This window comes from Wenzhouxiangella sp. YN9 (genome assembly GCF_056324165.1).
Genome location: NZ_JBJNIP010000089.1, coordinates 191,588 through 217,562 on the forward strand (window position 1 = coordinate 191,588; position 25,975 = coordinate 217,562).

The following is a 25,975-nucleotide window of genomic DNA, read 5'->3' on the forward strand; positions in this document are numbered from 1 at the left end:
AATCAGTCGTTCATCTCTACCTGCAGCAATTCGCCGAAGGTATACGGATTGTTTAGAAGCGTTGGGTCGGGTGAGTAACTCAAGCTCCACTGCTCAGGATTCATTACATCGCGCGCAATGCTCAGGCTCATCAGGTGCCGCGGTCGCTCAGAGCGATTGTCGCCACCGGCGTGCATCAGATCACTGCGGAACAGAATGACGGTTCCCTTTTTCGGAGACGTTCGCACCACTCGGAACGTAGAGTCAAGCAAGTGTCGATTCCTGAAAATCTTCCAGAGCCTGACCGGGTTGAGCATCCCGATGTTGAACTGGTAGGTCCGCCCACTCAGGAATCTAAGGAAGTTCGGCTGATGATCATCTTGCTTGCGTGAAAAGACCCGGTCCCGAAACTCGCCGGGTCGCAAGGGACGGCTTCGGTCGCGGCGCATCTGGCGCAGCATGCGAAAATTGCGCAGCATAATGCGGGCATTGCAGGCCGTGCGAAAGAGTTCCATCAGCTCGAAGGCGCGGCCGCCCATACGGATATTCGCACCGCCAAACTTGTGCGTGCCCGGAACGAACAGCGTACCGCCCTGCTCAGGGGCAATGTCGTCAACCGCCACCATCATGCTCAGCACACAGTCCGGGTCGCGATGGATGTACTGGTGAGAGGAGCCTTTATGGCTTGTCAGCGTCGTGATCTCGAGCAGCGGGCGTGAGCTGCCGCAGTATTCAGAAATAACCCGTTCCAGGCGCTTGCACAGTGATGCCGTGAAGTGAATCGACGCCGGCGTCGACGGCAGGGAGCAGAAATCTCGTCTGCTGTAGCGATTGTCCGTTTCGCTAGCGAACTGACTCATGTGCCGATCAGGATTGTCGACGGTTTGTTTTACAAGCTCGAAACCCACTTCGGCCTCATCCGCTGATAAAGCGGCCTGAATTATTGCAAACCCGTGTCTATCCAGGCACTCGCGCACGACTTTGGCGCAATCGGGCGTCAGCCGGCCACTGGAATCAAGTCGGGCGGTCACCTCGAACTCGGAAGTTCCCTGTGACATTGCAAGGCTTCCCGGCCACAATGCGGATCGGGAATGCTCACGGGCCGGGATCGCCGCTCGGGTTTCTACCATAAAACTCCACTCCTGATCAGATCATGCCGGTTTGGGCTCATGCGGTTGAGCAAGCAGGTGTCCCGCGTTTACCCAACATCCTAGGCTTCGAGAACAGCTCGGCTCAGTGCGCTATCGCACACGTTGCCCATCCCCCTGAACAAGACCAGGTTTGAATATCAATCCGGCCCTCATTGAGGCCCAACCTGGGCTAGACTGGGTATCCATGGACAAGCTGTTCTGGCACGCGCGCTGGCGTCAACGTGAAATCGGGTTTCATCAGCCCGAAGTGCACTGGGCACTGAAAAGTTTCTGGGACCAGTTATCGACCGAGCACGTCAGGCGCGTGCTGGTGCCCTTATGCGGCAAGAGCCTGGATTTGCGCTGGCTGGCGCAGCGAGGGCACGGCGTGGTCGGCGTGGAACTCAGCGGCCGCGCAATCGAAGCCTTCTATCATGAGTGGAGCAAGCCGGCGAAACGTGCCCGCGCGGGCCGTCTGCAGCACTGGCGCGCAGAGAATGTGGAAATCTTCGAAGGAGACTTTTTCGACTTCGAATCCAGCACGCCTTTCGATTGTTTCTATGATCGCGCCGCCCTTGTCGCCTTGCCGATCGATATGCGTACCCGCTACCTGGATCACCTGCGAAGCCAACTGTCGGCACAAGCGACCGGGCTGCTGGTCACATTCGAATACCAGCAGTCGCAAATGAGCGGCCCGCCGTTCTCGGTTTCGTCAGACGAATTGAGCAACCACGACAACCTCAGTTTCGAGCTGCTCGAGCGGCGCGACTGTTTGACCGATCACCCCCGTTTCGTCGACCGCGGCCTCACCGCTTTACAGGAATGCGCCTGGCGCGTGACGGTGAACTGACTTCGACATCCAGCGTGGCCCGCTGTCGACTCTGCCACACTCGGCAGCCAATACAGCGGAGCTCGTCGACAATCCAGGCCCGTCCGTCGGAACCCGCGCTATTATCTACAAAGGCCTGCGTATACTCCACATTCAAGCCCCTGCCAGTATTGCTGTTTCGTCGTGTCATCGAGCTTGTTCATCCGAGTTTTCACTATCCTGATAGCGGCGCTCTCCATCACCGCGACAGCTCGGGGCGTGCAGGCATCAGCCGCGGAGGACTGCATTGCCGCCCGCCAAGCCCGTACGGGTACAGCGTTGAGCGTGTGCCTGAGTGCGTTGGCCGCTGCACGAGCGAAGGATGATCACGCTGCCGCGCTCGTCGCCCTTTTTCAGCTCGCCATCCTGGCTCGCGAGGCCGGCCGCTATGACGAGGCAGAAGCGCGGCACGGCGAGATCCAGCAGATCCCGGGCTTTTCCGGCCAATTGATCAACCAGTACCGGCTCGCCCGCGACCAGGGCATCCTCGCCCATGCTCGGCGAGACAGCGCAAGCGCACTGACCTTCTTTAGGGGCGCCCTGGCGCTGGCGTCCCGGCACGGCGACCGTGCATTGGTTGCACGTAGTCATAACGACCTTGGCAACGCCTATCGACGCATCGGCGCGCTACAGGAAGCGCTTGACGCCTATACGACAAGCCTCGAGATGAAACGCGAGCTTGGAGAAACGCAGCTTGGCAGCACGCTCAACAACATCGCCGATCTTCTGACTGACCTGGGTGACCTCGAACGAGCCGAACATTATTACCAGGAGGCGCTCGAGCACCACCGACGGGCGCAGGCAGACCATCACATTGCACACAGCAATGAAAGCCTGGCTCGACTGCTCGCTAAACAGGGGCGAGCGAAAGAAGCCATGGCGGCGGCGGGCGAAGCATATACCGCTTTTCACACCATGGGGCACTCGCCTGACGAGGTGCGTGCAGCCACCCAACTGGCAAGCATTGCCAACCGGCTCGAACAGCCCCAGCTGGTGAAGCGCTGGCTTGAAATCGCTCGAGCCACGGCCAGTCTTTCCGATATTGAGCTACCGCCGCGCTGGACTGCCCTGCAAGCCGACCAACTGGCGACATCGGGGCAGCTCGACACCGCTCGGCGCCTGCTAGCCGGCGCTCTTGAAAGCGGTTCCACCTGGCCAGGCGACCAGCGCCTGCAGATAATCAAACAGCTGGCCAACCTTAATGCCCAGGCGGATGAGCACCAGGCCGCACTTGACTGGCTGCGCCGCTACAATAGGGAAAGCCTGGCTCGGATCAAGCGTGAGCAGGATCGTGAGCTCAACCGCCATCGGGTACTGTTCGAGGTCTCGGAGAAACAACGAGAAATCGAACAGCTGGCCGCTGATAACCGGCTCCAAGAGCTGGCACTTGAGAACCACCGCCAGCGTACTGCCCTGATCGCAACCGCCGGAGTCAGCGGGACGGGATCGATACTGCTCGTGGCAATTGCGTGGCACCGGCGACGCAACCGTCGCGAACGCAAGCGGCGCAAGCAGCTGCAGCGCATAATCGAGAGCCATAAGGCCTCCGCCAGCGCGCTGCGTACTTCACACGAACAGCTCCAACAGCTCCTCGACATGGGGAGCGACGCACTGCTCAGCCTGGATGCCCGGGATCGTATCGTATTCGCCAACCAGGCCGCTCGCCAATTACTTGAGCTTGACTCTCTGGCAGGTGACGCACCCAACCTCGACCAGATATTCGGTCCGGGCACCTGGCAACAGCTTCAGAAAAACAGGCGCGATGTAGCCGTTACGACCAACCGCGGGTCAGAGCTGCGCCTGGATCTCGAGCCGCTCAATCTCGAAGAAGAGCTGCAGGTCATCAATATTCGGGCGCCAGAGCAACAGCCACATGCCGCAGAAGAGCTGATCCCGCTGATCAACCGGCACTTTTCACGCATGCAGGCTTTCGGTAGCGTGCTGCAGGCCGCCCTGAAACAGGGCGGCATCCCGGGTGAGCTCTACCGGCGCTGGAGCTCCATAGACGACGATCTGGAGCTGCTTTCAGGTCAGCTCCAGCCTGTCCAGCAGGACATCCGAAGTCAGTTTCGGCGGAGTCTGGTCAATCTGATGGTCAACAGCCTGGATGTCTGGGAGCGCGCGACCGGCCAGACGCGGATCGAGTTGGCTGAAGACAGCGGTATCTGGCGGGTAACGATCGACGAAGGCCGACTGCGAACCCGGGCCATGGATCGCTACCTGAGCCTGGCCCAGCTGCCCAAACAGCCGCGCTGGCGCGAGGTGCTACGCACGGCCTATTTCGTGCTGGGAGAGTGTGCCGGAGAGGACGATGGGCAGCTGGAGGCTGGCATTGAAAACGTCAAACGGGATGCAAGAAAGCTGGGGCTGGCCTGAGGCACAGCCCCGCTCCATCCCCATCAGCGAACCGGCATGACCGGCTCGGCTGGCCTGAGCGGCTCGCGTTTCGCAGGCTCACAGCGAACACACATGGTCCGCAGGCCCATCGTCGCGCGATAGCGTTCATGATGTCGCTGTTCGTCGTTGAAGGCCTCCGGGCCTGTGGTGATATGGACGACTGTGCCATGGTCGGGATGCGTTGCACCTACAAAACCCACCGCAAAACTGCCACAGTGGTTGATAGCTATTGCGTTCACGGCCCCCCAGTCGTCATCAAACTGGCCGCAGGTTCGCGTCCCGATGCCTCCGGACCTGCTCGCAGTGCAGCTGCTACGACCGCTTTCCCGCTGCACCATTCGGGCCAGTGTCTCACCATCCCAATTGACCTCATCAACGACGACCAAGCGTCCATTCTCGGTACACCAGTCCGGGTGTTCCAGCGGACTATGAGCCCAAGTCGAAGCAGCAAGACCCGCTGACAGCAGCGCGGCCATGGCCAGCAGATGGCGTTTCGTCACACGGTGCATCCAGATTCTCCAAAATTCATGACGGTCTCCAATCCTAGTCCAGACCGGAACGGGGGGCAGCAACAATCCCGGGACGTTTTGGGAACAAACCTGATATTCAATGATAGATCAGATACTTGAGTTGAAAAGTGTAAGCGTCCGAGACCACCCGACTGGCCGCAGCTTCCCGCTTTCATCACCAGTTTGTGCTGGCCGAAGCGACACTCGCGAGGCAATGTAAATCCCGGCCGTCGATCTGGCGGCTCCCGGTTCTCGCCGGTGATCAAACTCAAACTAGTGGAAGCCAACATGAAAACTCACAATCGTTTTATCTTCGCCCTGCTTTTGATTCTCGCCAGCTCACTGGCCACAGCCGCGCTAGCACCCGGAACAGGCGGCGGCTACTTCGGCTCGGCCTGGTTTACCAATAGCCAGGGCATCGTCGTCGGCCCCCACTCGACCTGGTGGGAATGCAACGAGGCTTTTCAGACTTCACTCGACATACGCGTCAACGACTGGGGCTGGACTGTCGAGTCCATCAGCCCCTGCAGCTACACGCCGCCTTTCAGCGCGGGCCGTGTCGGCTATGAAACGGCATATGCCGTGGACAGCAGTGATCCCGGAACCAGCCTGGGACACGTCGAGGCAATCATCAACAAGATCGCCCTGCTGCGTGAGCAGTACCGGATCACGGAATACGAAAATGCGCTTCAGCGCATCAAATAGTTCTTTAGCTCTTGATCGGGCCGGCCGGGCTTTCGGCCGGCCCGCCCTCTCTGCCAAGCCTTTTCCAAAAAGCCCGATTCCCGCGAGATTATGTTATAGTGCGCCTGCATTCTTGAGGCTGCAATCCCTTGCAGTCGACTTGCATGAATGCCCTCTCGCGGATTGATGGGGTCGAAATGATCCCGGCCAAGGCCTCTCCCCGATTTGTTTCTTTCCCGAAATGTTCGGGAATTTCTTACGCCTTGGCCTCAACAAGGATCAAGATAATGAAGTTCGAATCTCTCGGCCTCAGGGCCGAACTGCTGCGTGCTGTCAGCGAACAGGGCTATACCAGCCCGACGCCCGTTCAGGAAAAAGCCATTCCGCTGGTGCTCGAAGGCCGCGATGTCATGGCCAGCGCCCAGACCGGCACTGGCAAAACCGCTGCCTTCACGCTGCCATTGCTGCATCTGCTGAGTGCCGGTGGCGGCGACCAGCGCAAGCCGCGCGCGCTGATTCTCACGCCCACGCGCGAGCTGGCCGCCCAGGTGCACGAAAACCTCCGCTCTTACAGCCGCCACATCAAGCTACGATCTCTGGAAATTTTCGGGGGCGTCAATATCAACCCCCAGATCAACAAACTCAAGCGCGGTATCGACGTGCTCGTGGCCACGCCCGGCCGCCTGATCGATCATATGCAGCGCGGTACCGTTGATCTGGCGAGTGTCGAGCTCCTGGTGCTCGATGAGGCCGACCGCATGCTTGATATGGGCTTCCGTCCGGCGATCGAGCGTATTGTCAAGGCCGTGCCGGAAAAGCGTCAGACACTCCTTTTTTCCGCCACATTTTCCAGCGAAATCAGTAAGCTGGCGCATAATTATCTCAAACAACCTGCGCGCGTCGAGACCGCCCGGCCCAACTCCACCGTCGAGGCCATCGCCCAGCAGGCCTTCCGCGTGGACCAGAAGCACAAGCGCGAAGTGTTGTCCTTCCTCATCGGTTCCAACAACTGGCAACAGGTGCTGGTTTTCACCCGCACCAAGCACGGCGCCAATCGCCTGGTTCGCCAGCTTGAAACCGATGGCTTGCCGGCGGCTGCCATTCATGGCAACAAGAGCCAGGCTGCCCGCACCCGGGCGCTGAGGGATTTCAAGAAGAACGATATTCGTGTGCTGGTGGCCACCGACATTGCCGCACGTGGAATCGATATCGACGAGCTGCCACATGTGGTCAACTATGACATTCCCAACGTGCCCGAGGACTACGTCCACCGCATCGGCCGCACCGGTCGGGCCGGCCGCGACGGCCTGGCCGTTTCGCTGGTCGCCGGCTCGGAGCACGGCTTGTTCGAAGACATCCGCAAGCTGGTGAAGGTCGACATCCCCACCTTCGGGGTCGAAGGCTATGAGCCCACCGAGCCGCTGTCCAGAGAGGCCGGAAAAATGCCCCCGAGACGTGGCCGCAACAAAGGTGGTCGCGGCCGCGGAGGCGGTGGCAACCGCGGCGGTCGCAATGTCCCCGGTGGGCAAAAGTCAGCGCGCAGCCGAGGCCGCAATCGCGGCCAGCGCTCCCCCACTGCCTGACGCTGATGACATCCCGGCGGGCAACCCGCCGGCGTTCACCACCCGCTGCTTCCATCGCATACCCCGGCACCACGCTGTCGCGCCGCGTCGGCGTGGTGCCGCCAGGGCTTGAAGCCGGGTTCGGGGGCCCGACATTGATGCAGTAGCAGCTACCGCCTTGTCGCAAGAGGAGACTTCTTCGATCCATGGATAAATTTCGTCGCGAACGGGTTCTGAGCATCCATCACTGGAACGACGGCCTGTTCAGCTTCCGCACCACACGGGATAACGGACTGCGTTTCGACAGCGGTCAATTCATCATGCTCGGGATGCCCGTGGACGGCAAGCCCCTGATGCGTGCCTACTCGTTTGCCAGCGCTTCCTGGGAAGAGGAGCTGGAATTTTTCTCGATCAAGGTGCCTGACGGCCCCCTGACTTCGCGTTTGCAGCACCTCGAGATCGGCGACGAAGTCCTGCTGTCAAGAAAGCCGACCGGCACGCTGCTGATCAGCGACCTCAAACCAGCCAGCCGCCTCTATCTGCTGGGCACCGGAACCGGCTTGGCGCCCTTTCTTTCGATCATCAAGGATCCGGAAACCTATGAGCGTTTCGACACTGTCGTCGTCGCTCACGGTGTCCGCCATGTTGAAGATCTTGCCTATCGCGAAGCCATTACCCGGGACTTGCCGAACCATCCGATTCTCGGCGAATTGATCGGCGACAAGCTGCGCTACTACCCCGCCGTCACCCGCGAGCCGTTCCGCAATCGTGGCCGGCTGACCTCCCTGCTTGATTCCGGCCAGATGATGCGCGATCTCGATTTGCCGCAGCTGGAACCGACCGAGGATCGCGTCATGCTCTGCGGCAGCATGGCCATGATCAAGGACTTTCGTGAGCTACTGGATGCGCACGGGTTCCAGGCCAGTCGGTCGATTGGGGATCCGGGTGATTACGTGTTCGAGCGGGCATTCGTGGGCTGAGTCATTTTCTGTCCGCATGCACCCGTCAGCTCAAGAGACGCCGGATTTTCTGGTTCGCTGCTTTGTCCGGATCGTGTTCAAGGCGACCGCCCAGCCTGCGATATACCCCTGACCTCGCCATGAAACAACAAAGAACTTACATGATAACCATCATGTAACTAACTGAATATCGTTAAGATAATAGAACTTGATATTTTCTCGAGTTGCAACCAATACCCCCAGGGGGTATGGTGTGTGCACATGAAAAACCACCCCGACCACAGCGATCAACTCCGTCGCCTCAACCGCGCTCGCGGGCAAATTGACGGGGTTGTGAAAATGATCAATGAGGGCCGCTACTGCGTCGATATCCTGACCCAGCTTCGCGCGGCACGCTCCGCGTTGCGGGCGGTGGAAGACAGCATTCTGCGCAGCCATGTTCAACACTGCATCCAGGACGAGCTCACCCTCGGTCGCACTGAAGGGCCGAACCAGCGCATTGACGAGTTGATCGACGTGCTGACCCGCTACGGGCGCTGAGGCGCCCTGCCCTGTTTTGACTCAATTTCAGAGGCTTACCATGAGCGAACACGACAACGCCCAGAAAAACGCCGGCGAAGACACGCAGCAACACCACTGCTGCCACTCCGACCACGAACACGGAGACGGCAACCAACCATCCGGCAACAAAGCTTACTACTGCCCAATGTGCCCCGGCGTTGAGTCCGATACGCCCGACACCTGCCCCAAGTGCGGCATGGCGCTGGAGAAAGCGCAGGCCGGGCCGTCGACGAAGACTGAATACACTTGCCCGATGCACCCGGAAGTAGTACGCGACGAACCCGGCGACTGCCCCAAATGCGGCATGGCGCTGGAGCCGCGCACGGTCACCGTCGAAGAAGAGGAGAATCCGGAACTCGTCGACATGCGACGTCGCTTCTGGGTGAGCGTACCGCTGACTGCCATTGTGATGTTCCTGGCCATGGGCAAGATGATCCCGGGCTTGCGTGAGTTCATTCCGCACACGCCGGGCATTTGGCTGGAGCTGGTCTTCACCACGCCGGTGGTGCTGTGGGCCGGCTGGCCGTTTTTCCAACGTGGCTGGATGTCGGTTCGCACCATAAACCTCAACATGTTCACGCTCATCGCCCTGGGCGTGGCGGTCGCTTTTATCTACAGCGTGGTGGCAACGATTGCCCCGGGCATTTTCCCCGAGAGCATGATTGATGATCAGCACGGCACGGTCGGCGTCTACTACGAGGCCGCCGCCGCCATCGTCACCCTGGTGCTGCTTGGCCAGGTGCTGGAGCTGAAGGCGCGCTCGCGCACCAGCCAGGCGATCCGCGCCCTGCTCGGCCTGGCGCCAAAAACGGCTCGGCGCATCGACGCCGACGGCAACGAAGACGACGTACCGCTCGAGGACGTGCAGATCGGCGATCGGCTGCGGGTGCGCCCTGGTGAAAAAACCCCGGTTGACGGTGAAGTTGTCGACGGACGCTCGAATGTCGATGAGTCGATGGTCACCGGCGAGCCGGTCAAGGTCACCAAGGAACCCGGCGACCGGGTTATCGGCGCCACCGTCAACGATTCGGGAACGCTGGTCATCGAAGCCACCCGCGTTGGCAGCGACACCATGCTGGCCCAGATCGTGCAAATGGTGGCAGAAGCCCAGCGCTCGCGTGCGCCGATCCAGAATCTGGCCGATGTGGTGGCGAAGTACTTCGTACCTTCCGTGGTTGCGGTCGCTGTCATCGCCTTCTTCGTCTGGCTGGCCATTGGCCCCGAGCCGCGTCTGGCCTATGCCACAGTCAACGCCGTGGCCGTGCTCATCATTGCCTGCCCCTGCGCGCTGGGCCTGGCCACACCAATGTCGATCATGGTTGCCACCGGCCGCGGCGCCGGCATGGGTGTGCTATTCCGCGATGCCGAGGCGATCGAGGTGATGCGCAAGGTAGACACCCTGATCGTCGACAAGACCGGCACGCTGACCGAAGGCCGGCCGCAGCTGGCCTCCGTCGAAGCCGTCGATGGCATCGACGAGGACGAGCTGCTCGCCGCCGTCGCCGCGCTCGAGCGCGCCAGCGAACATCCGCTGGCCGAAGCGATTGTCGAAGGCGCGAAAGCGCGCGATATCCAACTGAGCGATGTTGCTGATTTCGAGTCGGTCACTGGTGAAGGCGTCCACGGCAAGGTGGGCGAGAAACAGGTGGCCATGGGCAATCGCAAGCTGATGGACAGCCTGGGTGTCGACGTCGAATCGCTGCTCGACGACGCCGAGTCGATGCGCAGGGAAGGACAGACCGCCATGTTCGCGGCCGTGGATGGCAAAGCCGCCGGCCTGATCAGCGTGGCCGACCCGATCAAGGACACCACGGCCGGCGCCATCGACGCGCTGCACGAAGAAGGCCTGGAGATCGTGATGGTCACCGGCGACAGTGAAACCACGGCGAAGGCGGTGGCGAGAGAACTGGGCATCGATCAGGTCTTTGCCGACGTCGCGCCCAAGGACAAGTCCGACAAGGTGGCCGAGCTGCAGGAAAACGGCCGCACCGTGGCCATGGCCGGCGACGGCATCAACGACGCCCCGGCCCTGGCACGCGCCGATGTGGGCATCGCCATGGGCACCGGCACCGACGTGGCCATGGAGTCGGCCGGCGTCACCCTGGTCAAGGGCGATCTCACCGGCATCGTGCGCGCCCGCCGTCTGTCGCGGGCAACCCTGGCCAATATCCGCCAGAATCTGATTTTCGCCTTCGGCTACAACAGCGTTGGCGTGCCCATCGCCGCCGGCGTACTGTATCCGGCCTTCGGGCTGCTGCTCAGCCCGATGATCGCGGCGGCAGCCATGAGCTTCAGCTCGGTGTCGGTCATCGGCAACGCGCTCAGGCTCAACCGAGTATCGATCTGAGCGTGGCTCCGGTCGCGGGTGCGTTGCCACCGGGCTGGTATTCTTGTCCGACCCCGATGGCAGGAGAGACAGGATGTCGACCACGACCGTGACGCTGCTGCTGATCACCGCGGCGCTGATCGTGCTGCGACTGCTGGCCTGGCAGCTGATCCGGCTGGCCGCACGCGGGCTCGAGTGGCTGGCCGCTGCGCTCGACAGAACCCGGCACCACCACCGCGTGGCCGGGTTGGGTACCGCGCTCGCGCAGCGGCTCCCTCGAACCGCCCGCATCCTTGCCGCGCGCACCACGCGACAGCAATTCACCGGCCTGCCGCTGACGCTGATGATCCTGGCGGCGCTGTATGTACTGGTGCTGATCGGCGGGCTGGTCGAGGAGCTGCTCGAAGCCGAGGAGATGATCCGCTTCGATCAATGGGTGAATCAGAGCCTGGGCGCGCTACGCAGCGATGGGGTTCTGAGCGTCTTTTCGTGGTTGACCGGCCTGGGCGACTCGGTCACGGTCGTGGCCGTGGCGCTTGCCACCACGGGGCTGGTCTGGGCCTATCGACACGCGCATGTGATCGTGCCACTGTGGACGGTGGTGATCGGCTCGCAGATCACCACCTACGCAGGCAAGTACGTACTCGCGCGCGAGCGCCCCGAGGCCGTTACCGAGATCATCGCCGCCACCCCCTCCTTCCCCAGCGGCCACTCGACCAGCGCCATGGCGGTCTACGGCTTCCTCGCCTATCTCATTGCCAGAGATCTTCCGGCCACGCGCTTTCGCTTTGAAGTCGGCTTCTGGGCCGCCATGCTGATTGCTCTGATCGGGTTCAGCCGCATGCTTCTCGGCCTGCACTACGCCAGCGACGTCGCGGCCGGCTTTCTGGTCGGCATCCTCTGGCTGCTGATCGGCTTCGCGTTGATGGAGTATCGAACGCGCAACAGGCACGCGCCCTGCCGCGGCCAGGCACCACCATGACGAATGATCATGGTCCCCTGAAGCTACGGCAAAACAGAAAAATCCCGGCGCAATGGCCGGGATCTTTCATTGGCAAGCATCGCAAGCCCGGGATCAGCCACCACTGGTGGCGTCGTCGACTTCGTCCTTGACCTCTTCTGCGGCTTCGTCGATGTTTTCACCGGCTTCTTCGGCCGGGCCCTGCTGCTCACAGCCGGCCAGCACGCCGACCGACAGGGCCAGCAAAAGCGCACACAGGACGTTGAACAGCTTGTTGTCAATCAGCTTTCTCATGGTTCACTCCTTCATTTTATTGAGTTTTTCGGCAATTGCCTCGCGGCTTTCGCCATACTTCTCCTGAATCCGGGCAATCAGTTCGTCAAGATTGCCCTCTGCCTGACTGACCTCGTCATCGGTCAGCTCCCCCCACTCTTGCTTGACACTCGCGGTAAAGCGGTTCCACTTGGCTTTCGCCTGGTACTTTTCCATCGTGCGACCTCTCGTTATCAAGCCACCCTGGCTGATCGATTGACTTGCCAAACGCGCACGATACAGCGCTGACGGCGTCGACGTCCATAACAAAGGTTAAAGACAAAGCGCACAAGCTGACCTACGATCTCAGCTCCTTTTCACAAATAAGAAAGGAATACGACATGCTTACATGGGCTTTGATATTTCTCATCATCGCGATCATCGCCGGGGCTCTCGGCATGAGCGGCGTCGCAGGAACAGCCTCGAGTATTGCCTGGATCCTGTTCGTCGTCGGCCTGATCGTGGCATTGATTTTCTTCATCAGCGGCCGCAAACCGAGAGTCTGACGCGCTGCTGAAAGCGGGGGTCGGCAGCGTTGCCGCCCCCGTTCCGATCTGACCTACGCCAGATAGGCCGGATCGAAACCCGACAGCGCCACCAGCGCATCGAGATTGTCGATGATGACGCGGTTGTGGCAAGTACGCGCCAGCCCCTTGTCCTTGAGTTGCGCCAGCGTCCGGCTGACATGCACGGTGCTGATGCCCAGAGCATCGGCGATCACATTCTGGTTGAGCGGCAGCTCGAATTCATTACCCGACACTTTCAGGCGCGCCTTCATTTCCAGAAGAAAATGCGCCAGCGCCTCGACTGCGGGTCGACGACCGATATTGATGATGCGCTCGGTCAACAAGGCGTTTTCCTGAACCAGCTTGAGGAAAAAGATCCGCGCCAGCCTGGGAGACTGTTCGAAGATTTCGTCAAAATGCTCGACCGGAAAGGGACAGGCGAACACGTCGGTCAGCGCGCTCATTTCCGCCTGGGTATGAGAAAAGCCGATATCGCGCAGGCCCATGATGCCACCGGGGAGGAATATATCCAGAACCTGCCGTTGACCGTTGGCCAGCAGCCGCGTCGCGCAGGCCCACCCTGCCTGCAGAATGAAAAAGTGGTTGGCCTCCCGGCCAGCCTCGCTCAATACGCTGCCGGCCGGAAACGCCTGCGCATCATCTTCCAGCGCGCGCAGGAGGCGAATTTCACTGTCATTCAGATCAGCGTGGCGCCTGAATTGGGCCACGATGCAGCTTTTTTCCGCCAACGATCGGCACTCCGGATCGGTTAGCAGGCATCCTATGTCAGGCGCAGTCATTGCACAAGTGCCCCTGCCCTCTCGCCTCGCTGACCACCACCTGTTGCCGCGGTCCCGGAAAGTCACGGGACCGACCATGCCGACACCGTCTTTACAAGCCCGCGGGCTTTGGCGACACTGAATGCCAGCGTCCACCTGGCCTTGCCGGGCCACCGAGGAGGAAACGAAGCCATGTCAGAGAATCATCCCCAAGCGCAAACCCATCCCGTTCCCGAGGAGATCGCAAAAACCGCCCACGTCGACCAGAAGCGCTTCCAGGAACTCCGCCGCGAGGCCGGCGCGGATCCGGACCGTTTCTGGAATCGGATCGGACAGACGATCGACTGGATCAAGCCCTACTCGCGCATCAGGGACGTCAACTTCGACCTTGACGATCTGCATATCCGCTGGTTTGACGACGGCACGCTCAACGTGGCCGCCAACTGTCTCGACCGTCACCTGGAAACCCGCGGCGACCAGGTTGCGATTCTGTGGGAAGGCGACGAGCCGGGCAACGAAGAAAAGATCACCTATCGCCAGCTCCACGCGCGCGTGTGCCGCTTCGCCAACGTGCTCAAGCGTCAGGGCGTGGGCAAGGGCGATCGCGTCACCCTCTACATGCCGATGATTCCCGATGCCGCCGTGGCCATGCTGGCCTGTGCGCGCATCGGTGCCGTGCACTCGGTGGTCTTTGGCGGCTTTTCGCCCGACGCCGTGGCCAGTCGCATCGTCGACTGCGAGGCCAGCATCGTCATCACCGCCGACGCCGGGCGCCGTGGCGGGCGTACCACCGCGCTGAAGAAGAACGTCGACCGCGCACTCGAGAACAAGGACGCCGCCGAGCGCATCGACACGGTGCTGGTGGTGAGAAATACCGGCGAGGACATCGACTGGCACGAGGGCCGCGATCGCTGGCTGCACGACGAGCTCGAGCACGTCGACGCTGAATGCGAACCCGAGGAAATGGGGGCCGAGGATCCCCTGTTCATTCTCTACACCTCGGGCTCGACCGGCGCGCCCAAGGGCGTGCTTCATACCTCCGGCGGCTACCTGGCCTGGTGCGCCTGGACCCACGAGAGAGTCTTCGACTATCACGACGGCGATATCTACTGGTGCACCGCCGATATCGGCTGGGTGACCGGCCACAGCTACATCGTCTACGGCCCGCTGGCCAACGGCGCAACCACGCTGATGTTCGAGGGCGTGCCCAACTATCCCGACACCAGCCGTTTCTGGCAGGTGGTCGACAAGCATCAGGTCAACATCTTCTATACCGCCCCGACGGCCATTCGCGCGCTGATGCGCGGCGGCGAAGCACCGGTGAAGAAGGCAAGCCGCAAGAGCCTGCGCATTCTCGGCACCGTCGGCGAGCCGATCAACCCGGAAGCCTGGGAGTGGTATCACGAAGTAGTCGGCGAGGGCCGCTGCCCGATCGTCGACACCTGGTGGCAGACCGAAAACGGCGGCATCCTGATCAGCCCGCTGCCGGGCGCCACCGATCTCAAGCCCGGCTCGGCCACCCTGCCCCTGCCCGGCGTCGAGGCGGCCATCGTCGACAACGAGGGCAACGAGCTCGAAGGTGCAGCCGAGGGCATCCTGGTGCTCAACGACAGCTGGCCCGGCCAGATGCGCACCGTTTACGGCGACCACAAGCGCTTCGGCGAAACCTATTTCGCGACTTTCCCCGGCCGCTATTTCACCGGTGATGCGGCGCGCCGCGACGAAGACGGCTATTACTGGATCACCGGTCGCGTCGACGATGTCATCAACGTCTCGGGCCATCGCCTGGGCACGGCCGAAGTGGAGTCAGCGCTGGTGGCGCACGAAGCCGTCGCCGAGGCAGCCGTGGTCGGCTTTCCGCACGACATCAAGGGCCAGGGCGTGTACGCCTACGTCACCCTGATGGCCGGACGCAAGGGCAGCGACGAGCTGGCCGACGAGCTCGTCCAGTGGGTGCGCAACGAGATCGGGCCGATCGCGACGATCGATCACCTGCAGTGGGCGCCCCACCTGCCCAAGACGCGCTCGGGAAAGATCATGCGGCGGATACTGAGAAAGATCGCGGCCGACGAATACGATCAGCTCGGCGACACCTCGACCCTGGCCGACCCGGGTGTGGTCGACGACCTGATCGAGCAGCATCGCCGCGGCTGATCCGGGGCCTGAAGCTCAGCTGCCTGGAAAGCGGAGCCGAGCGGCAACAGCGCACGGCTCCGCTGTCTTGCTGCCAAATCCGGGAGCCACTGAAAACACGGAATACACGGATGACTGCTTGCCCGTCAGGGTCAGCTCCGCTGCTCGAGTCTCCCCACGTTCCGTTCCGTATTTCCCGTGTATTCCGTGGTTACAGGGTCTTGATTCTCATGAACCACCACCAGCCGTCGCCGCGACGGCCGCGCTACGGCTTCAGATACCGCGCGTGATGGCGCAGGTGGTCGTCGATGAAGCTGGCGATGAAGAAATAGGAGTGGTCATAGTCCGGCTGCCGGCGCAGATCGAGTTCGACCCCCGCCGCCTTGCAGGCCGCCTCCAGTGCCTCGGGCCGAAGCTGGCCGTCGTGCAGGAAATTGTCGGCCTCGCCCTGGTCGACCAGCAGTGAATGATCGCTGCCGCGCGTGCGAATCAGCTCGCTGGCGTCCCACTCTTTCCACGCTTCACGGTCGTCGCCCAGATAACCGCTGAAGGCCTTCTGGCCCCAGTCGCACTCCATCGGATTGGCGATCGGCGCAAAGGCCGAGACCGAGCGGTACTGATCGGGTTTGCGCAACGCACAGATCAGCGCGCCGTGGCCGCCCATGGAGTGCCCGGAAATCGCCTGGCGATCGCTGACCGGCAGGCTGCCCGAAACCAGCTGGTGCAGCTCTTCGGTCACGTAGTCGAACATGCGGTAATGACGATCCCAGGGCGCGCGAGTGGCATTGAGGTAAAAACCGGCCCCCGAGCCGAAATCGTAGCTGTCGTCCTCGCCCGGCAGATCAACTCCGCGCGGACTGGTATCCGGGGCGATGATCGCCACGCCCAGCTCGGCGGCCATGCGCTGGGCGCCGGCCTTTTCCATGAAGTTCTGATCGGTGCAGGTCAGCCCGGACAGCCACCACAGCGCAGGCACCGGCGTGGTTTCGGCCGCCGGTGGCAGATAGGCGCCAAAGATCATGTCGCAATCAAGCACCTCGGAGCGATGTTTGAAACGCTTGTGCCAGCCGCCGAAACTGCGGTTGGCGGCCAATTCTTCCAGCTGATAATTCATGTCTTCACTCAACTCAGTAATGCAGAACGGTACGAATGCTCTTGCCGGCATCGAGCAACTCGAAGGCCTCGTTGATTCTGGCAAAAGGCATTTCGTGGGTGATGAACTCGTCGATCTTGATCTCGCCATCCATGTAGCGCTGGACATAGCCGGGCAACTCGCTGCGGCCCTTGACGCCGCCGAAAGCCGAGCCGCGCCACACCCGGCCGGTAACGAGCTGGAACGGCCGGGTCGAGATTTCCTCGCCGGCACCGGCCACGCCGATAATGACCGACTCGCCCCAGCCCTTGTGGCAGCACTCCAGCGCCTGGCGCATGACGTTGACGTTGCCGATGCACTCGAACGAGTAATCGACGCCGCCGTCGGTCAGGTCGACGATGACCTCCTGGATGGTGTCATCGTGGTCTTTGGGGTTGACGAAATCGGTGGCTCCGAACTGACCTGCCAGATCGAACTTGTCGGCGTTGATGTCGATGGCGATGATGCGCTCGGCGCCGGCCATGACCGCGCCCTGGATGACTGCCAGGCCGATCGCGCCAAGGCCGAAGACGGCCACCGTCGAACCGGGCTCGACTTTCGCAGTGTTGAGCACGGCACCAATGCCGGTGGTCACGCCACAGCCGAGCAGGCAGATCTTGTCCAGCGGCGCCTCCTTCGAGACCTTTGCCAGCGAGACTTCGGGCACGACCGTGAATTGACTGAACGTCGAAGTGCCCATGTAGTGATGCAGCTTGTCGCTGCCGAGTGAAAAGCGCGAGCTGCCGTCGGGCATCACGCCCTGCCCTTGCGTGGCGCGCACCGCCTGGCACAGATTGGTCTTGCCCGAGCGGCAGAACTTGCACTGGCCGCACTCGGCCGTGTAGAGCGGGATGACGTGGTCGCCCGGCGCCACGCTGGTGACCTCGGGGCCCACCTCGCGCACGATACCGCCGCCCTCGTGGCCAAGCACAGAAGGAAACAGCCCTTCCGGGTCGGCGCCCGAGAGCGTGTAGGCGTCGGTGTGACAGACGCTGGTGGCGACGATTTCGACGAGCACCTCGCCGGCCCTGGGGCCTTCGACCTCGATTTCGGTCAGCTCCAGCGGCTCGCCGGCTTTCCAGGCAACTGCAGCGGTGGACTTCATGGAGCGAGCTCCTTTTCCGGTAACGTCAGACCACAGGGTAGCAAAGCCGCGCGCACAGAAGGATTGGCGCCTGTGAAGATCAGCGCTCAGGCTCGGGCACCCAGCCTGATCCCAGGTTGTCCATCTGGTGCAGAATCCAGCGCTGGCGCGCCAGCAGAAAATCGTCGGGCCGGTCGGCATCGAAACGTTTTGGCGCCGGCAAAACCGCCGCAAGCCGGGCGGCCTCGGCGCGGGAAAGCCCGGCAGCCGATTTGCCGAAGTAGTGTCGCGCGGCGGCCTCGGCACCATAGACGCCAGTATCGAACTCGACGATATTGAGGTAGATCTCGAGCAGTCGGTGCTTGGGCACGAACAGCTCCAGCGGCACCGTGATGGCGGCCTCCAGCCCCTTTCGAACCCAGCCACCACCCGACCACAGATACAGATTGCGCGCCAGCTGCTGGCTGATGGTGCTCGCCCCGCGCAGGCGGCCACCGTCGAGGTGGTGATCGACGGCTTCCTTGATCTGCTTGAGATCGAAACCATGATGGTGAGGAAACTTCTGGTCTTCGGCCGCAATCACGGCGAGCTTGAGGTGATCGGAAATGTGCTCGGATGCCACCCACGTCTGGCGAACGGCGCGATCGTTGCGCCAGGCATCCAGGGTCATGTAGGCCGAGGTGGCCGGGTCGACCCAGCGCAGCGGCAGGGTCAGGCCGACAAGCACCATCACCCCCAGCAATGCCAGGCGCAGCAGCCACTTGCCGGTGGTGCGAACAACTCGCATCACGCCTCGATCGCCTGGCGCAGCTCGCGGCACAGCCTGCGGAAATCAGTCGCGCTCAACTGCGCCCTGAACAACCCGATCGAGCGCGGCAGCCCGGCGGCGTCGGGTCGCCAGCGAAAGCCGACATAGGCCGGCGAGACGAACGGCAGGCCGGCGAGCTCGCCCCGCACGACATGATCGTCGCTCGCCTGACGGACGCACACCCTGCGCCCGGCCACCTCCAGGGCGACGATTTTCGGCCGCAGCAGGCGCCGAACCGACAGGCCACCTCCAAGCAGTGCGAGCAGAGCGAGAAGGAATTGCAGCGGCGTGGGCAGAGCGTTGATGAATGCCGCCAGGCAGGCCAGCAGGCTCAGCCCGGCTACAGCCAGCGCCGCGCCGCGCGCCGGTTTCACCAGCCAGTCATTACGCCGAGGGCGAGAAGTGGCGGGCACGAATGGCCTCGACGATGGCTTGCAGCTCCGGCTCGGGTCGGGCGCGCCCCAGCAGCCAGTCCCAAAGTCGGTCGTCCTCGACCTCAAGCAGGCGTTCGAAAGCCTCGCGCCGGCGGGCATCGGCCTGGCTCCAGCACTCTTCCAGCCAGCTGCCGAGCATCACGTCAAGCTCCTGCATGCCGCGCCGGCAGCGCCAGCGCAGTCTCGAAGGCGGCTGATCACTGCTCATATCCGCTGGGCTCCTCGGTGGGTGGATGCAGTATGGCCCGGCGGCGCACCTCATCTGTTTCGATCATTCGAGTTTCGGTCGTTCGAATTTGTTTGCTACTTGCAATCTGGTGCTTGCTACTTGGCAGCTATCCGGTACGTAGTTGGCCGATACTCGCAATTTGGGTTTTCAGAGGCTTCGCCTGGCCAGCATCATCTTCTTGATCTCGGCAATCGCCTTGGCCGGATTCAGCCCCTTGGGGCAGGTGTTGGTGCAGTTCATGATGGTGTGGCAGCGATACAGACGGAACGGATCCTCGAGGTCGTCCAGGCGCTCGCCCGTGGCCTCGTCGCGCGAGTCGACCAGCCAGCGATAGGCCTGCAGCAGAACGGCGGGGCCAAGATAGCGCTCGCCGCTCCACCAGTAGCTGGGGCAGGCGGTCGAGCAGCAGGCGCACAGAATGCACTCGTAGAGCCCGTCGATATGCTTGCGGTCTTCCGGCGACTGCAGACGCTCCTTGTCCGGCGGTGCCGGGCTTTGCGTACGCAACCAGGGACGAATCGAGGCGTACTGCGCATAGAAGTGCGTCAGATCGGGCACCAGATCCTTGACCACCGGCATGTGCGGCAGCGGGTAGATCCGGACGTCTCCCTTGATCTCGTCAATGCCCTTCGTACACGCCAGCGTGTTGGTGCCGTCGATATTGAACGCGCACGATCCGCAGATGCCCTCGCGGCACGAACGCCGGAAAGTCAGGGTCGGATCGATCTCGTTCTTGATCTTGATGACCGCGTCGAGCACCATCGGGCCGCAGTCTTCAAGATCGATGTCGAAGGAGTCGACGCGCGGATTGTCGCCGTCGTCCGGGCTCCAGCGGTAGACGTGAAAGGTCTTGACCTTGCTCGCGCCCTCGGGCGCCGGATGGTGCCGGCCCTTGCCGATGCGCGAATTCTTCGGAAGTCTGAATTCAGCCATGGTCGTCAGTAAGTCCGTTTCCGGGGAGGAATGACTTCGGCTTCATCGGTCAGCGTTTGCATGCGCACCGGCCGGTAGTCGATTCTCGTCTTGTGATTGTCATCCATCCAGATGAGGCTGTGCTTCATCCAGTTGTCGTCGTCGCGCTCGCTATAGTCCTCGCGCGCGTGGGCGCCGCGACTTTCGGTACGATTTTCGGCCGCAGCCATCGTGGTCACGGCGTTGCCGAGCAGGTTGCGAAGCTCGAGCGTTTCGACCAGGTCGGAGTTCCACACCAGCGAGCGGTCCGAGACCTTGACGTTGCTGAAGCTGTCGGCCACCTCGGTGATTCGCTCGCGACCGACCGCCAGGGTATCGGCGCTGCGGAACACGGCTGCGTCTTCCTGCATGACGCGCTGCATCCGGTCGCGGATCGTGGCGGTGGGCAACTCGCCGTCGGCGTGGCGGATACGATCGAAATCGTCGACGATTCGGTCGACGGTGCCCTCGGGCAACGGCTTGTGGGTTTGCCCGGGCTCGATGGTTTCGCCACAGCGCAGGGCCACGGCCCGACCGAAGACGATCAGATCAAGCAGCGAGTTGGAACCCAGGCGGTTGGCGCCGTGGACCGACACGCAGCCGGCTTCGCCAACGGCGTACAGGCCCGGCACGACACGCTCGGGATCGCCGTCGGCCAGGGTCACGACCTCGCCGTGATGGTTGGTCGGAACGCCGCCCATGTTGTAGTGCGCCGTGGGCAGCACCGGGATGGGGTCCCTGGTCACGTCCACGCCGGCGAAGATGCGCGCCGACTCGGCAATGCCCGGCAGGCGCTCGTTGATGACCTCGGGCCCCAGGTGCTGCAGGTTGAGATGAATGTGGTCCTTGTCAGGCCCTACCCCGCGGCCTTCGCGAATCTCGATGGTCATCGAGCGCGAAACCACGTCGCGCGATGCCAGATCCTTGGCGTTGGGCGCATAGCGCTCCATGAAACGCTCGCCTTCGGAGTTGGTCAGGTAACCACCCTCGCCGCGCACGCCTTCGGTGATCAGGCAGCCGGCGCCGTAGATGCCGGTGGGGTGGAACTGGACGAACTCCATGTCCTGCAACGCCAGGCCTGCGCGCAGGGCCATGCCGCCACCGTCGCCGGTGCAGGTATGCGCCGAAGTGCAGGAAAAATAGGTTCGCCCGTAGCCACCGGTGGCCAGAATCACGCCGTGGGCGCGAAACTCGTGCAGGGTGCCGTTGGTGAGATCCCAGGCCAGCACGCCGCGGCAGGCGCCGTCGTCGTCCATCAGCAGATCGAGGGCGAAGTACTCGATGAAGAATTCGGCGTTGTGCTTGAGCGACTGCTGGTAGAGCGTGTGCAGGATGGCATGCCCGGTCCGGTCGGCCGCAGCGGCCGTGCGCTGGGCCGTGCCCTCGCCGAAGTGCGTGGTCATGCCGCCGAAGGGACGCTGGTAGATCTTGCCCTCTTCGGTACGCGAGAACGGCACGCCGAAGTGTTCCAGCTCCACCACCGCCTGCATGGCGTTCTTGCACATGTATTCGATGGCGTCCTGATCGCCGAGCCAGTCCGACCCCTTGACGGTGTCGTACATGTGCCAGCGCCAGTCGTCTTCGCCCATGTTGCCGAGCGCGGCACTCATGCCGCCCTGGGCGGCCACGGTGTGCGAACGGGTGGGAAACACCTTGGTGATGCAGGCGGTCTTCAGGCCGGTGGCGGCCAGGCCCATGGTGGCGCGCAGGCCGGCACCGCCCGCGCCGATGACCAGCACGTCATATTCGTGCCGGGTGATGTCGTAGCTACTCAAGTTCAGACTCCCAGGGCCAGTTTGAGAATGGCAATTGCGGCCAGCAGGCCGCCGAACAGCGCCGCCGCCCGGATCAGCACGATCAGCGCCAGCTCGACGGCGCGACTGTGGACGTAGTCCTCGATGACCACCTGCAGGCCGAGCTGGCCGTGGTGAAAGGCGACGACCACGAAAAGGATTGCGAGCACGGCATTGACCGGATGGGCAATGAAAGCCGCCGCAGCGGCATGGTCGGCGCCGACAAGCGTCGTCAGCGCCCACACCAGCCAGCCCGTGAGCGCCACCAGAAAGATGGCAGTCAGGCGCTGGATCCACCAGTGACCGACGCCGTCGCCGGCCGAACCGTGGTTATGAGCCTGTTGCAGCGGATGTCGAAGTTGTGTCACAGCAGACCTCCCCAGACGATGGCAGTCACGATGACAGTCAGGGCCAAGACCGTCCAGCCCGAGGCGTAGGCGCCCTTGAGCTCCAGCAGCCAGCCGGCATCCCACAGCAGGTGCCGGATGCCATTGAACAGGTGGTAGAACAGCGTGACCGTCCAGACGAACAGGAAAATCAGCCCCAGCGGGCTGGCCAGCCAGGCATTGACGGTGGCGTAGGCCTGCTCGCCGGCCGCCAACCCGACCAGCCAGGCCACCACCATGACCATGCCCAGGCTCAGCAGCAGACCGCTGAAGCGATGCAGGATGGAAGTGACCGAGGTCAGCTGCGGGCGATACACCTGCAGATGCGGAGATAAGGGGCGGTTGTCCGTCGCCATGGCTTTGATGCTCCCGGTATCAGTGGAATTCAGAAATCAATGCAGCGACCGTCCTTCTCCCAGTCACCGTAGCGGGTCGGATCGAGACCCTGCCGTCGACCGCCGTACTCCCGAGGCCGCTCGTCTGGCGAGCTTTCCGGCAGTGAATCCGGCATGCTGCTGCCGGATGGCTTTTCAGCGACCGGCTCGGCGGCATCCGGATCCGGGGTCGTGTCCGAAGATGTACAATTATAACCGTTCATGACGCTCCATTTTACCCGGCATGCCGAATAGATTCAGTCTTGCTCATCTGGCGTCCTTTTCGATCGAGGGCGCCGATGCCCATGATTTTGCCCAGGCCCAGTTCACCGTCGACGTGAATACGCTCTCCGGCGAACGCTGGGCGCCGCTGGCCTGCTGCGATCCCAAGGGCCGTGTGATCGCCTTCATGATAGCGCGCAGCGCTGAAGACCGCATCGAGCTCATCCTGCCCGCAAGCCAGGCCGAAGACGTCGGCAAGACGCTCGCGATGTTCACCATTGGCCGCAAGGTGACCATCTCCGAACCCGGACCTGTGGCCGGCTCTTTCCACCCCGATGCCGCCACTGCCGTGCTTGGCCCGGACCCCGGGCGCGGCCTGACTGCCGGAATCGAGGCGACGGCAGATGCTGCGGCGCAGCGGCGCTGGCAGCGTCTGGATCTGTGCCTCGCCCTGCCCTGGCTGGAGCCGGCTTCGGCCCGGCAGCACCTGCCGCAATGGCTGGGGCTGGAAGCGCTGGGCGGGCTGGTGCATGACAAGGGCTGCTACCCCGGCCAGGAGGTTATCGCCCGCCTGCATTTTCGCGGCAAGGTCAAGTACCGCACAACCGGGTTGATTCTCGACTCCGGCCTGGAGGTGCCGGCCCATGCCCGGCTTGCCGATGAGCAGGGGCGGCGTGTCGGTCACTGGCTCTATGGCTTCGGCGACAGCGATGCCGGCGCCGGACTCGCCGTGCTGGACAACAGGATTGCCGACGGCGGGCAGGTCTGGATCCGAGTCGGGGAAAACACGTGCCCGGCGAAAGTGACGGCGGCAGAAACGCTGTGCTAACATCCGGGGCAAAAGAAATCAACAAATCATGAATTTAGAGGGGCCAGCTCAATGAAAACATCAAGCCAATTGGCCAGCCTGATGATGGCTCTGATGCTGGCGGCAGGGTCTTGGGCGCAAGAAGACAGCCAGGATCAGGAGCCGCCCCCGGAGCAAACTGTTCAGCAGCAAGAGCCGGTTGAGCAAACCGATCCGGCCCGGGAGCCGGAGCTTCCCGAAGCGCCGGAAAACCAATCGCCTGAGCCGGCATCGTCTGCCGAACAAGCAGTGGAAGCGGTTTCCGAGCAGGCCGGAGACACGGCCCCTCCTCCCGCGGCAGCCGAGGCGGATGCTGTCGAGGTGCTGGAGGAAGCACCGCCCCCGCAGCAGGGAGAGGATGCGCAGCCGCCGCAAGATTCGGCAACGGCCGAGGCGGCAGCCCCAGAGCCGGCTGCGGACGCGAACGCCGGCAGCGCCGAAATCTTCGTCGTGCAGGCACATCCCGTCTTCCCGCCGGAAACCGCCGAGCAGATCTATCGGCCACTGGTCAACTACCTCAACGACAGCTTGCCGTATCGTTTTGAACTGACGCTTGCGCCCGACTTTCATCGTTACTGGCTGAGCACCCGACGGGGAGAAAGCCCCCATATCGTCCTGGAAGAGCCGCACCTCGTAGCCCACCGCATGCGCGAGTACGACTTCACTCCACTGGTTCGGGCCGAAGCGCCGATCACTTATTCACTGCTCAGCGCCACTGACAACGCAGAGGCCAGCGTGCAGGACTTCATCGGCCGACAGATTGCAACCATGCCGGCGCCCAGCCTTGGCTACCTGGTGCTCATCAACTGGTTCAAGAACCCCATGCAGCAGCCCATCATCCAGTCCGGCGCCAGTTCCTGGCAGGATGCAGCCGAGCTTGCCGTCTCCGGTGCGGCCGCAGCGGCGATCGCCCCCGGGCGGGTGGTCTCACGCTACGATGACATGACCAGCATTCTGACTTCACAGGAGTTTCCGGGGCTGACCGTTGCCGCCAGCCCGGAGGTCGCAGAAGACATCCAGCAGGAAATCAGCGATGCCCTGCTGTCTCTGCATGAAGACGAAGCGCGACCAACAGTGCTCGACGAGCTCGCGATCGAGCGCTTCGTCGCAGCTCAGGCCGAGCAATACGACGGCCTCGAGGAGTGGCTCAACCTGGTCTACTCGATTCTTTGAGTCCAGGCGGACGCGCGCAACGCTACCGGCGCGCGATCAGATAGCAGATCCAGCCGGCGTCGGCATCGCCGGTTTCGGCCGGCTCGTAGATGCCGTCGCCTTCGCCGGTGTCCTCGTCGGTTCCTTCCCAGTAGACCGCCACTGAAGAATAGCCGGCCTCTTCCAGCAGCTCCCTGATCTCCGGCAGCGTCCACAATCGCCAGTGGTATTCGAAGGCGCGGCGCATCTCCGAGCCATCCGGAAACTCGAAGTGAATCTGACAGGTCATGGCGTGCTGTATCGGATCGAAGCTGGCCTGGTCCCAGACGTAGGTCCAATCGTCATACTCGGTGCGCTCTTCGAGCTCACGATGGGCATCGTAGCCGCCGAAGGCATCCAGAAACAGCACGCCATCGTCGACCAGAAATTCTCGAACCCGCTCGAAGTACGCGCGCAGCGTCGCCCGGGTCGTGAACAGGTAATAACTGAAGTTCATGGCCAGAACGGCATCGACCGGCTGCGTTTGTGCCTGCATGACATCGCTTTCCACCAGCTCGATGCGGGCCCGCTGCTCCGGCGTGAGCGTTTGCAGATGATGCTGTCGCCCCCAGGCAAGAACTTCGGCATCCAGGTCCACGCCCACCGCCCATCGGTCAGGATGGCTTGCCACCCAGTAGCAGGCGGTGTTTGCGGTCCCGCAGAAGTCCTCGCGGATGAAACGCAGCGGGCGATCGGTCAGATCATGAAAGGTTTCAGAGACGAACTCCAGCTCCGACTCGGGATCCTGAACACTATTTTCATACAGGATATGACGATCAGCCTGATCGGCCAGCGTATGTGCCTTGTCCTTGCCAGACATGCTTGAAAACTCCGTTGGAATACCATTGCCCCGGCGGG

At 62.5% G+C, this 25,975-nt stretch carries 28 protein-coding genes; 12 read left to right on the forward strand and 16 right to left on the reverse strand.

The genetic code is table 11. The features are described 5' to 3' along the window. Positions 1-2: 2 nt before the first annotated feature. Positions 3-1,109, reverse strand: coding sequence for a phytanoyl-CoA dioxygenase family protein (locus tag ACEWQ0_RS07050; protein WP_476484922.1), 1,107 nt, complete (start codon positions 1,107-1,109; stop codon positions 3-5). Between the two features lie 205 nt (positions 1,110-1,314). Here ACEWQ0_RS07050 and ACEWQ0_RS07055 point away from each other — a divergent pair, with 205 nt between their 5' ends. Together ACEWQ0_RS07055 and ACEWQ0_RS07060 are read left to right on the forward strand one after the other, a co-directional pair. Beyond that, positions 1,315-1,959 carry a thiopurine S-methyltransferase gene (locus tag ACEWQ0_RS07055; RefSeq protein WP_476484923.1) on the forward strand — a complete coding sequence of 215 codons (645 nt, stop codon included), beginning with the start codon at positions 1,315-1,317 and terminating at the stop codon, positions 1,957-1,959. Between the two features lie 237 nt (positions 1,960-2,196). Further along, on the forward strand, positions 2,197-4,353 hold the full coding sequence (locus ACEWQ0_RS07060; protein ID WP_476484924.1) for a tetratricopeptide repeat protein: 2,157 nt from the start codon (positions 2,197-2,199) through the stop codon (positions 4,351-4,353). A gap of 23 nt (positions 4,354-4,376) precedes the next feature. Here the strand turns inward: ACEWQ0_RS07060 and ACEWQ0_RS07065 are convergent, their stop codons facing one another. Then, a complete protein-coding gene (locus ACEWQ0_RS07065) occupies positions 4,377-4,883 on the reverse strand; it encodes a hypothetical protein (protein WP_476484925.1) in 507 nt (168 codons plus the stop codon). 288 nt (positions 4,884-5,171) lie between these two features. Here ACEWQ0_RS07065 and ACEWQ0_RS07070 point away from each other — a divergent pair, with 288 nt between their 5' ends. The 6 genes from ACEWQ0_RS07070 (at position 5,172) to ACEWQ0_RS07095 (ending at position 11,957) form a co-directional block, all read left to right on the forward strand. After that, complete coding sequence (locus ACEWQ0_RS07070) at positions 5,172-5,588, forward strand: hypothetical protein (protein ID WP_476484926.1); 417 nt, start codon at positions 5,172-5,174, stop codon at positions 5,586-5,588. Between the two features lie 266 nt (positions 5,589-5,854). Next, the gene (locus ACEWQ0_RS07075) at positions 5,855-7,150 is read left to right on the forward strand and encodes a DEAD/DEAH box helicase (RefSeq protein ID WP_476484927.1); all 1,296 of its coding nucleotides are present in this window, start codon (positions 5,855-5,857) and stop codon (positions 7,148-7,150) included. Positions 7,151-7,335: 185 nt separating this feature from the next. Then, positions 7,336-8,109 (forward strand): ferredoxin--NADP reductase, encoded by a 774-nt coding sequence (locus ACEWQ0_RS07080; RefSeq protein ID WP_476484928.1) that lies wholly within the window; start codon positions 7,336-7,338, stop codon positions 8,107-8,109. A gap of 240 nt (positions 8,110-8,349) precedes the next feature. Beyond that, positions 8,350-8,628, forward strand: a complete 279-nt coding sequence (locus ACEWQ0_RS07085; RefSeq protein ID WP_476484929.1) for a metal-sensitive transcriptional regulator — start codon at positions 8,350-8,352, stop codon at positions 8,626-8,628. Positions 8,629-8,668: 40 nt separating this feature from the next. Continuing rightward, the gene (locus ACEWQ0_RS07090; protein ID WP_476484930.1) at positions 8,669-10,996 is read left to right on the forward strand and encodes a copper-transporting P-type ATPase; all 2,328 of its coding nucleotides are present in this window, start codon (positions 8,669-8,671) and stop codon (positions 10,994-10,996) included. Positions 10,997-11,069: 73 nt separating this feature from the next. After that, positions 11,070-11,957 carry a phosphatase PAP2 family protein gene (locus ACEWQ0_RS07095; protein WP_476484931.1) on the forward strand — a complete coding sequence of 296 codons (888 nt, stop codon included), beginning with the start codon at positions 11,070-11,072 and terminating at the stop codon, positions 11,955-11,957. Positions 11,958-12,050: 93 nt separating this feature from the next. Here ACEWQ0_RS07095 and ACEWQ0_RS07100 read toward each other — a convergent pair whose 3' ends face one another. Then, positions 12,051-12,230 carry a hypothetical protein gene (locus ACEWQ0_RS07100; protein ID WP_476483230.1) on the reverse strand — a complete coding sequence of 60 codons (180 nt, stop codon included), beginning with the start codon at positions 12,228-12,230 and terminating at the stop codon, positions 12,051-12,053. Between the two features lie 3 nt (positions 12,231-12,233). Beyond that, on the reverse strand, positions 12,234-12,425 hold the full coding sequence (locus tag ACEWQ0_RS07105; RefSeq protein WP_476483231.1) for a CsbD family protein: 192 nt from the start codon (positions 12,423-12,425) through the stop codon (positions 12,234-12,236). A gap of 164 nt (positions 12,426-12,589) precedes the next feature. Here ACEWQ0_RS07105 and ACEWQ0_RS07110 point away from each other — a divergent pair, with 164 nt between their 5' ends. Beyond that, positions 12,590-12,754: a DUF1328 family protein gene (locus ACEWQ0_RS07110; protein ID WP_476483495.1), complete on the forward strand. Its 165-nt coding sequence runs from the start codon at positions 12,590-12,592 to the stop codon at positions 12,752-12,754. A 53-nt stretch (positions 12,755-12,807) separates the two neighbouring features. On the opposite strand, the gene ACEWQ0_RS07115 is transcribed toward ACEWQ0_RS07110, so the two are convergent. Continuing rightward, positions 12,808-13,482 carry a Crp/Fnr family transcriptional regulator gene (locus ACEWQ0_RS07115; protein WP_476483232.1) on the reverse strand — a complete coding sequence of 225 codons (675 nt, stop codon included), beginning with the start codon at positions 13,480-13,482 and terminating at the stop codon, positions 12,808-12,810. A 243-nt stretch (positions 13,483-13,725) separates the two neighbouring features. Between ACEWQ0_RS07115 and acs the strand changes: the two genes are divergently transcribed. Beyond that, on the forward strand, positions 13,726-15,687 hold the full coding sequence (acs, locus tag ACEWQ0_RS07120) for an acetate--CoA ligase (RefSeq protein WP_476483233.1): 1,962 nt from the start codon (positions 13,726-13,728) through the stop codon (positions 15,685-15,687). Between the two features lie 244 nt (positions 15,688-15,931). On the opposite strand, the gene fghA is transcribed toward acs, so the two are convergent. The 10 genes from fghA to ACEWQ0_RS07170 all read right to left on the reverse strand — a co-directional run bounded on the left by fghA (position 15,932) and on the right by ACEWQ0_RS07170 (position 23,081). After that, positions 15,932-16,780, reverse strand: a complete 849-nt coding sequence (fghA, locus tag ACEWQ0_RS07125; RefSeq protein ID WP_476483234.1) for an S-formylglutathione hydrolase — start codon at positions 16,778-16,780, stop codon at positions 15,932-15,934. Between the two features lie 13 nt (positions 16,781-16,793). Continuing rightward, the gene (locus ACEWQ0_RS07130) at positions 16,794-17,903 is read right to left on the reverse strand and encodes an S-(hydroxymethyl)glutathione dehydrogenase/class III alcohol dehydrogenase (RefSeq protein ID WP_476483235.1); all 1,110 of its coding nucleotides are present in this window, start codon (positions 17,901-17,903) and stop codon (positions 16,794-16,796) included. Between the two features lie 79 nt (positions 17,904-17,982). Continuing rightward, complete coding sequence (gene mtgA / locus ACEWQ0_RS07135) at positions 17,983-18,669, reverse strand: monofunctional biosynthetic peptidoglycan transglycosylase (protein ID WP_476483496.1); 687 nt, start codon at positions 18,667-18,669, stop codon at positions 17,983-17,985. Then, on the reverse strand, positions 18,669-19,064 hold the full coding sequence (locus tag ACEWQ0_RS07140) for a hypothetical protein (protein WP_476483236.1): 396 nt from the start codon (positions 19,062-19,064) through the stop codon (positions 18,669-18,671). The genes mtgA and ACEWQ0_RS07140 overlap by 1 nt, the downstream gene beginning before the upstream one ends. 10 nt (positions 19,065-19,074) lie before the next feature. Further along, on the reverse strand, positions 19,075-19,332 hold the full coding sequence (locus ACEWQ0_RS07145) for an FAD assembly factor SdhE (RefSeq protein ID WP_476483237.1): 258 nt from the start codon (positions 19,330-19,332) through the stop codon (positions 19,075-19,077). Between the two features lie 168 nt (positions 19,333-19,500). Beyond that, the gene (locus ACEWQ0_RS07150; RefSeq protein ID WP_476483238.1) at positions 19,501-20,286 is read right to left on the reverse strand and encodes a succinate dehydrogenase iron-sulfur subunit; all 786 of its coding nucleotides are present in this window, start codon (positions 20,284-20,286) and stop codon (positions 19,501-19,503) included. Positions 20,287-20,291: 5 nt separating this feature from the next. Beyond that, complete coding sequence (gene sdhA, locus ACEWQ0_RS07155) at positions 20,292-22,079, reverse strand: succinate dehydrogenase flavoprotein subunit (protein ID WP_476483239.1); 1,788 nt, start codon at positions 22,077-22,079, stop codon at positions 20,292-20,294. Between the two features lie 2 nt (positions 22,080-22,081). Beyond that, positions 22,082-22,465, reverse strand: coding sequence for a succinate dehydrogenase, hydrophobic membrane anchor protein (gene sdhD / locus ACEWQ0_RS07160; protein ID WP_476483240.1), 384 nt, complete (start codon positions 22,463-22,465; stop codon positions 22,082-22,084). Continuing rightward, positions 22,462-22,839 carry a succinate dehydrogenase, cytochrome b556 subunit gene (sdhC, locus tag ACEWQ0_RS07165; protein ID WP_476483241.1) on the reverse strand — a complete coding sequence of 126 codons (378 nt, stop codon included), beginning with the start codon at positions 22,837-22,839 and terminating at the stop codon, positions 22,462-22,464. Before sdhC ends, sdhD begins: the two co-directional genes overlap by 4 nt. Positions 22,840-22,868: 29 nt before the next feature. Further along, positions 22,869-23,081, reverse strand: coding sequence for a DUF1674 domain-containing protein (locus ACEWQ0_RS07170; RefSeq protein WP_476483242.1), 213 nt, complete (start codon positions 23,079-23,081; stop codon positions 22,869-22,871). A gap of 20 nt (positions 23,082-23,101) precedes the next feature. On the opposite strand from ACEWQ0_RS07170, the gene ygfZ reads away from it, so the two are divergent. Continuing rightward, entirely contained in the window at positions 23,102-23,908 is an 807-nt protein-coding gene (gene ygfZ / locus ACEWQ0_RS07175; protein WP_476483243.1) for a CAF17-like 4Fe-4S cluster assembly/insertion protein YgfZ, read from the forward strand. A 51-nt stretch (positions 23,909-23,959) separates the two neighbouring features. Next, positions 23,960-25,099, forward strand: a complete 1,140-nt coding sequence (locus tag ACEWQ0_RS07180) for a phosphate/phosphite/phosphonate ABC transporter substrate-binding protein (protein WP_476483244.1) — start codon at positions 23,960-23,962, stop codon at positions 25,097-25,099. 22 nt (positions 25,100-25,121) lie between these two features. On the opposite strand, the gene ACEWQ0_RS07185 is transcribed toward ACEWQ0_RS07180, so the two are convergent. Continuing rightward, positions 25,122-25,937, reverse strand: a complete 816-nt coding sequence (locus ACEWQ0_RS07185) for a class I SAM-dependent methyltransferase (RefSeq protein ID WP_476483245.1) — start codon at positions 25,935-25,937, stop codon at positions 25,122-25,124. Between the last annotated feature and the right edge of the window lie 38 nt (positions 25,938-25,975).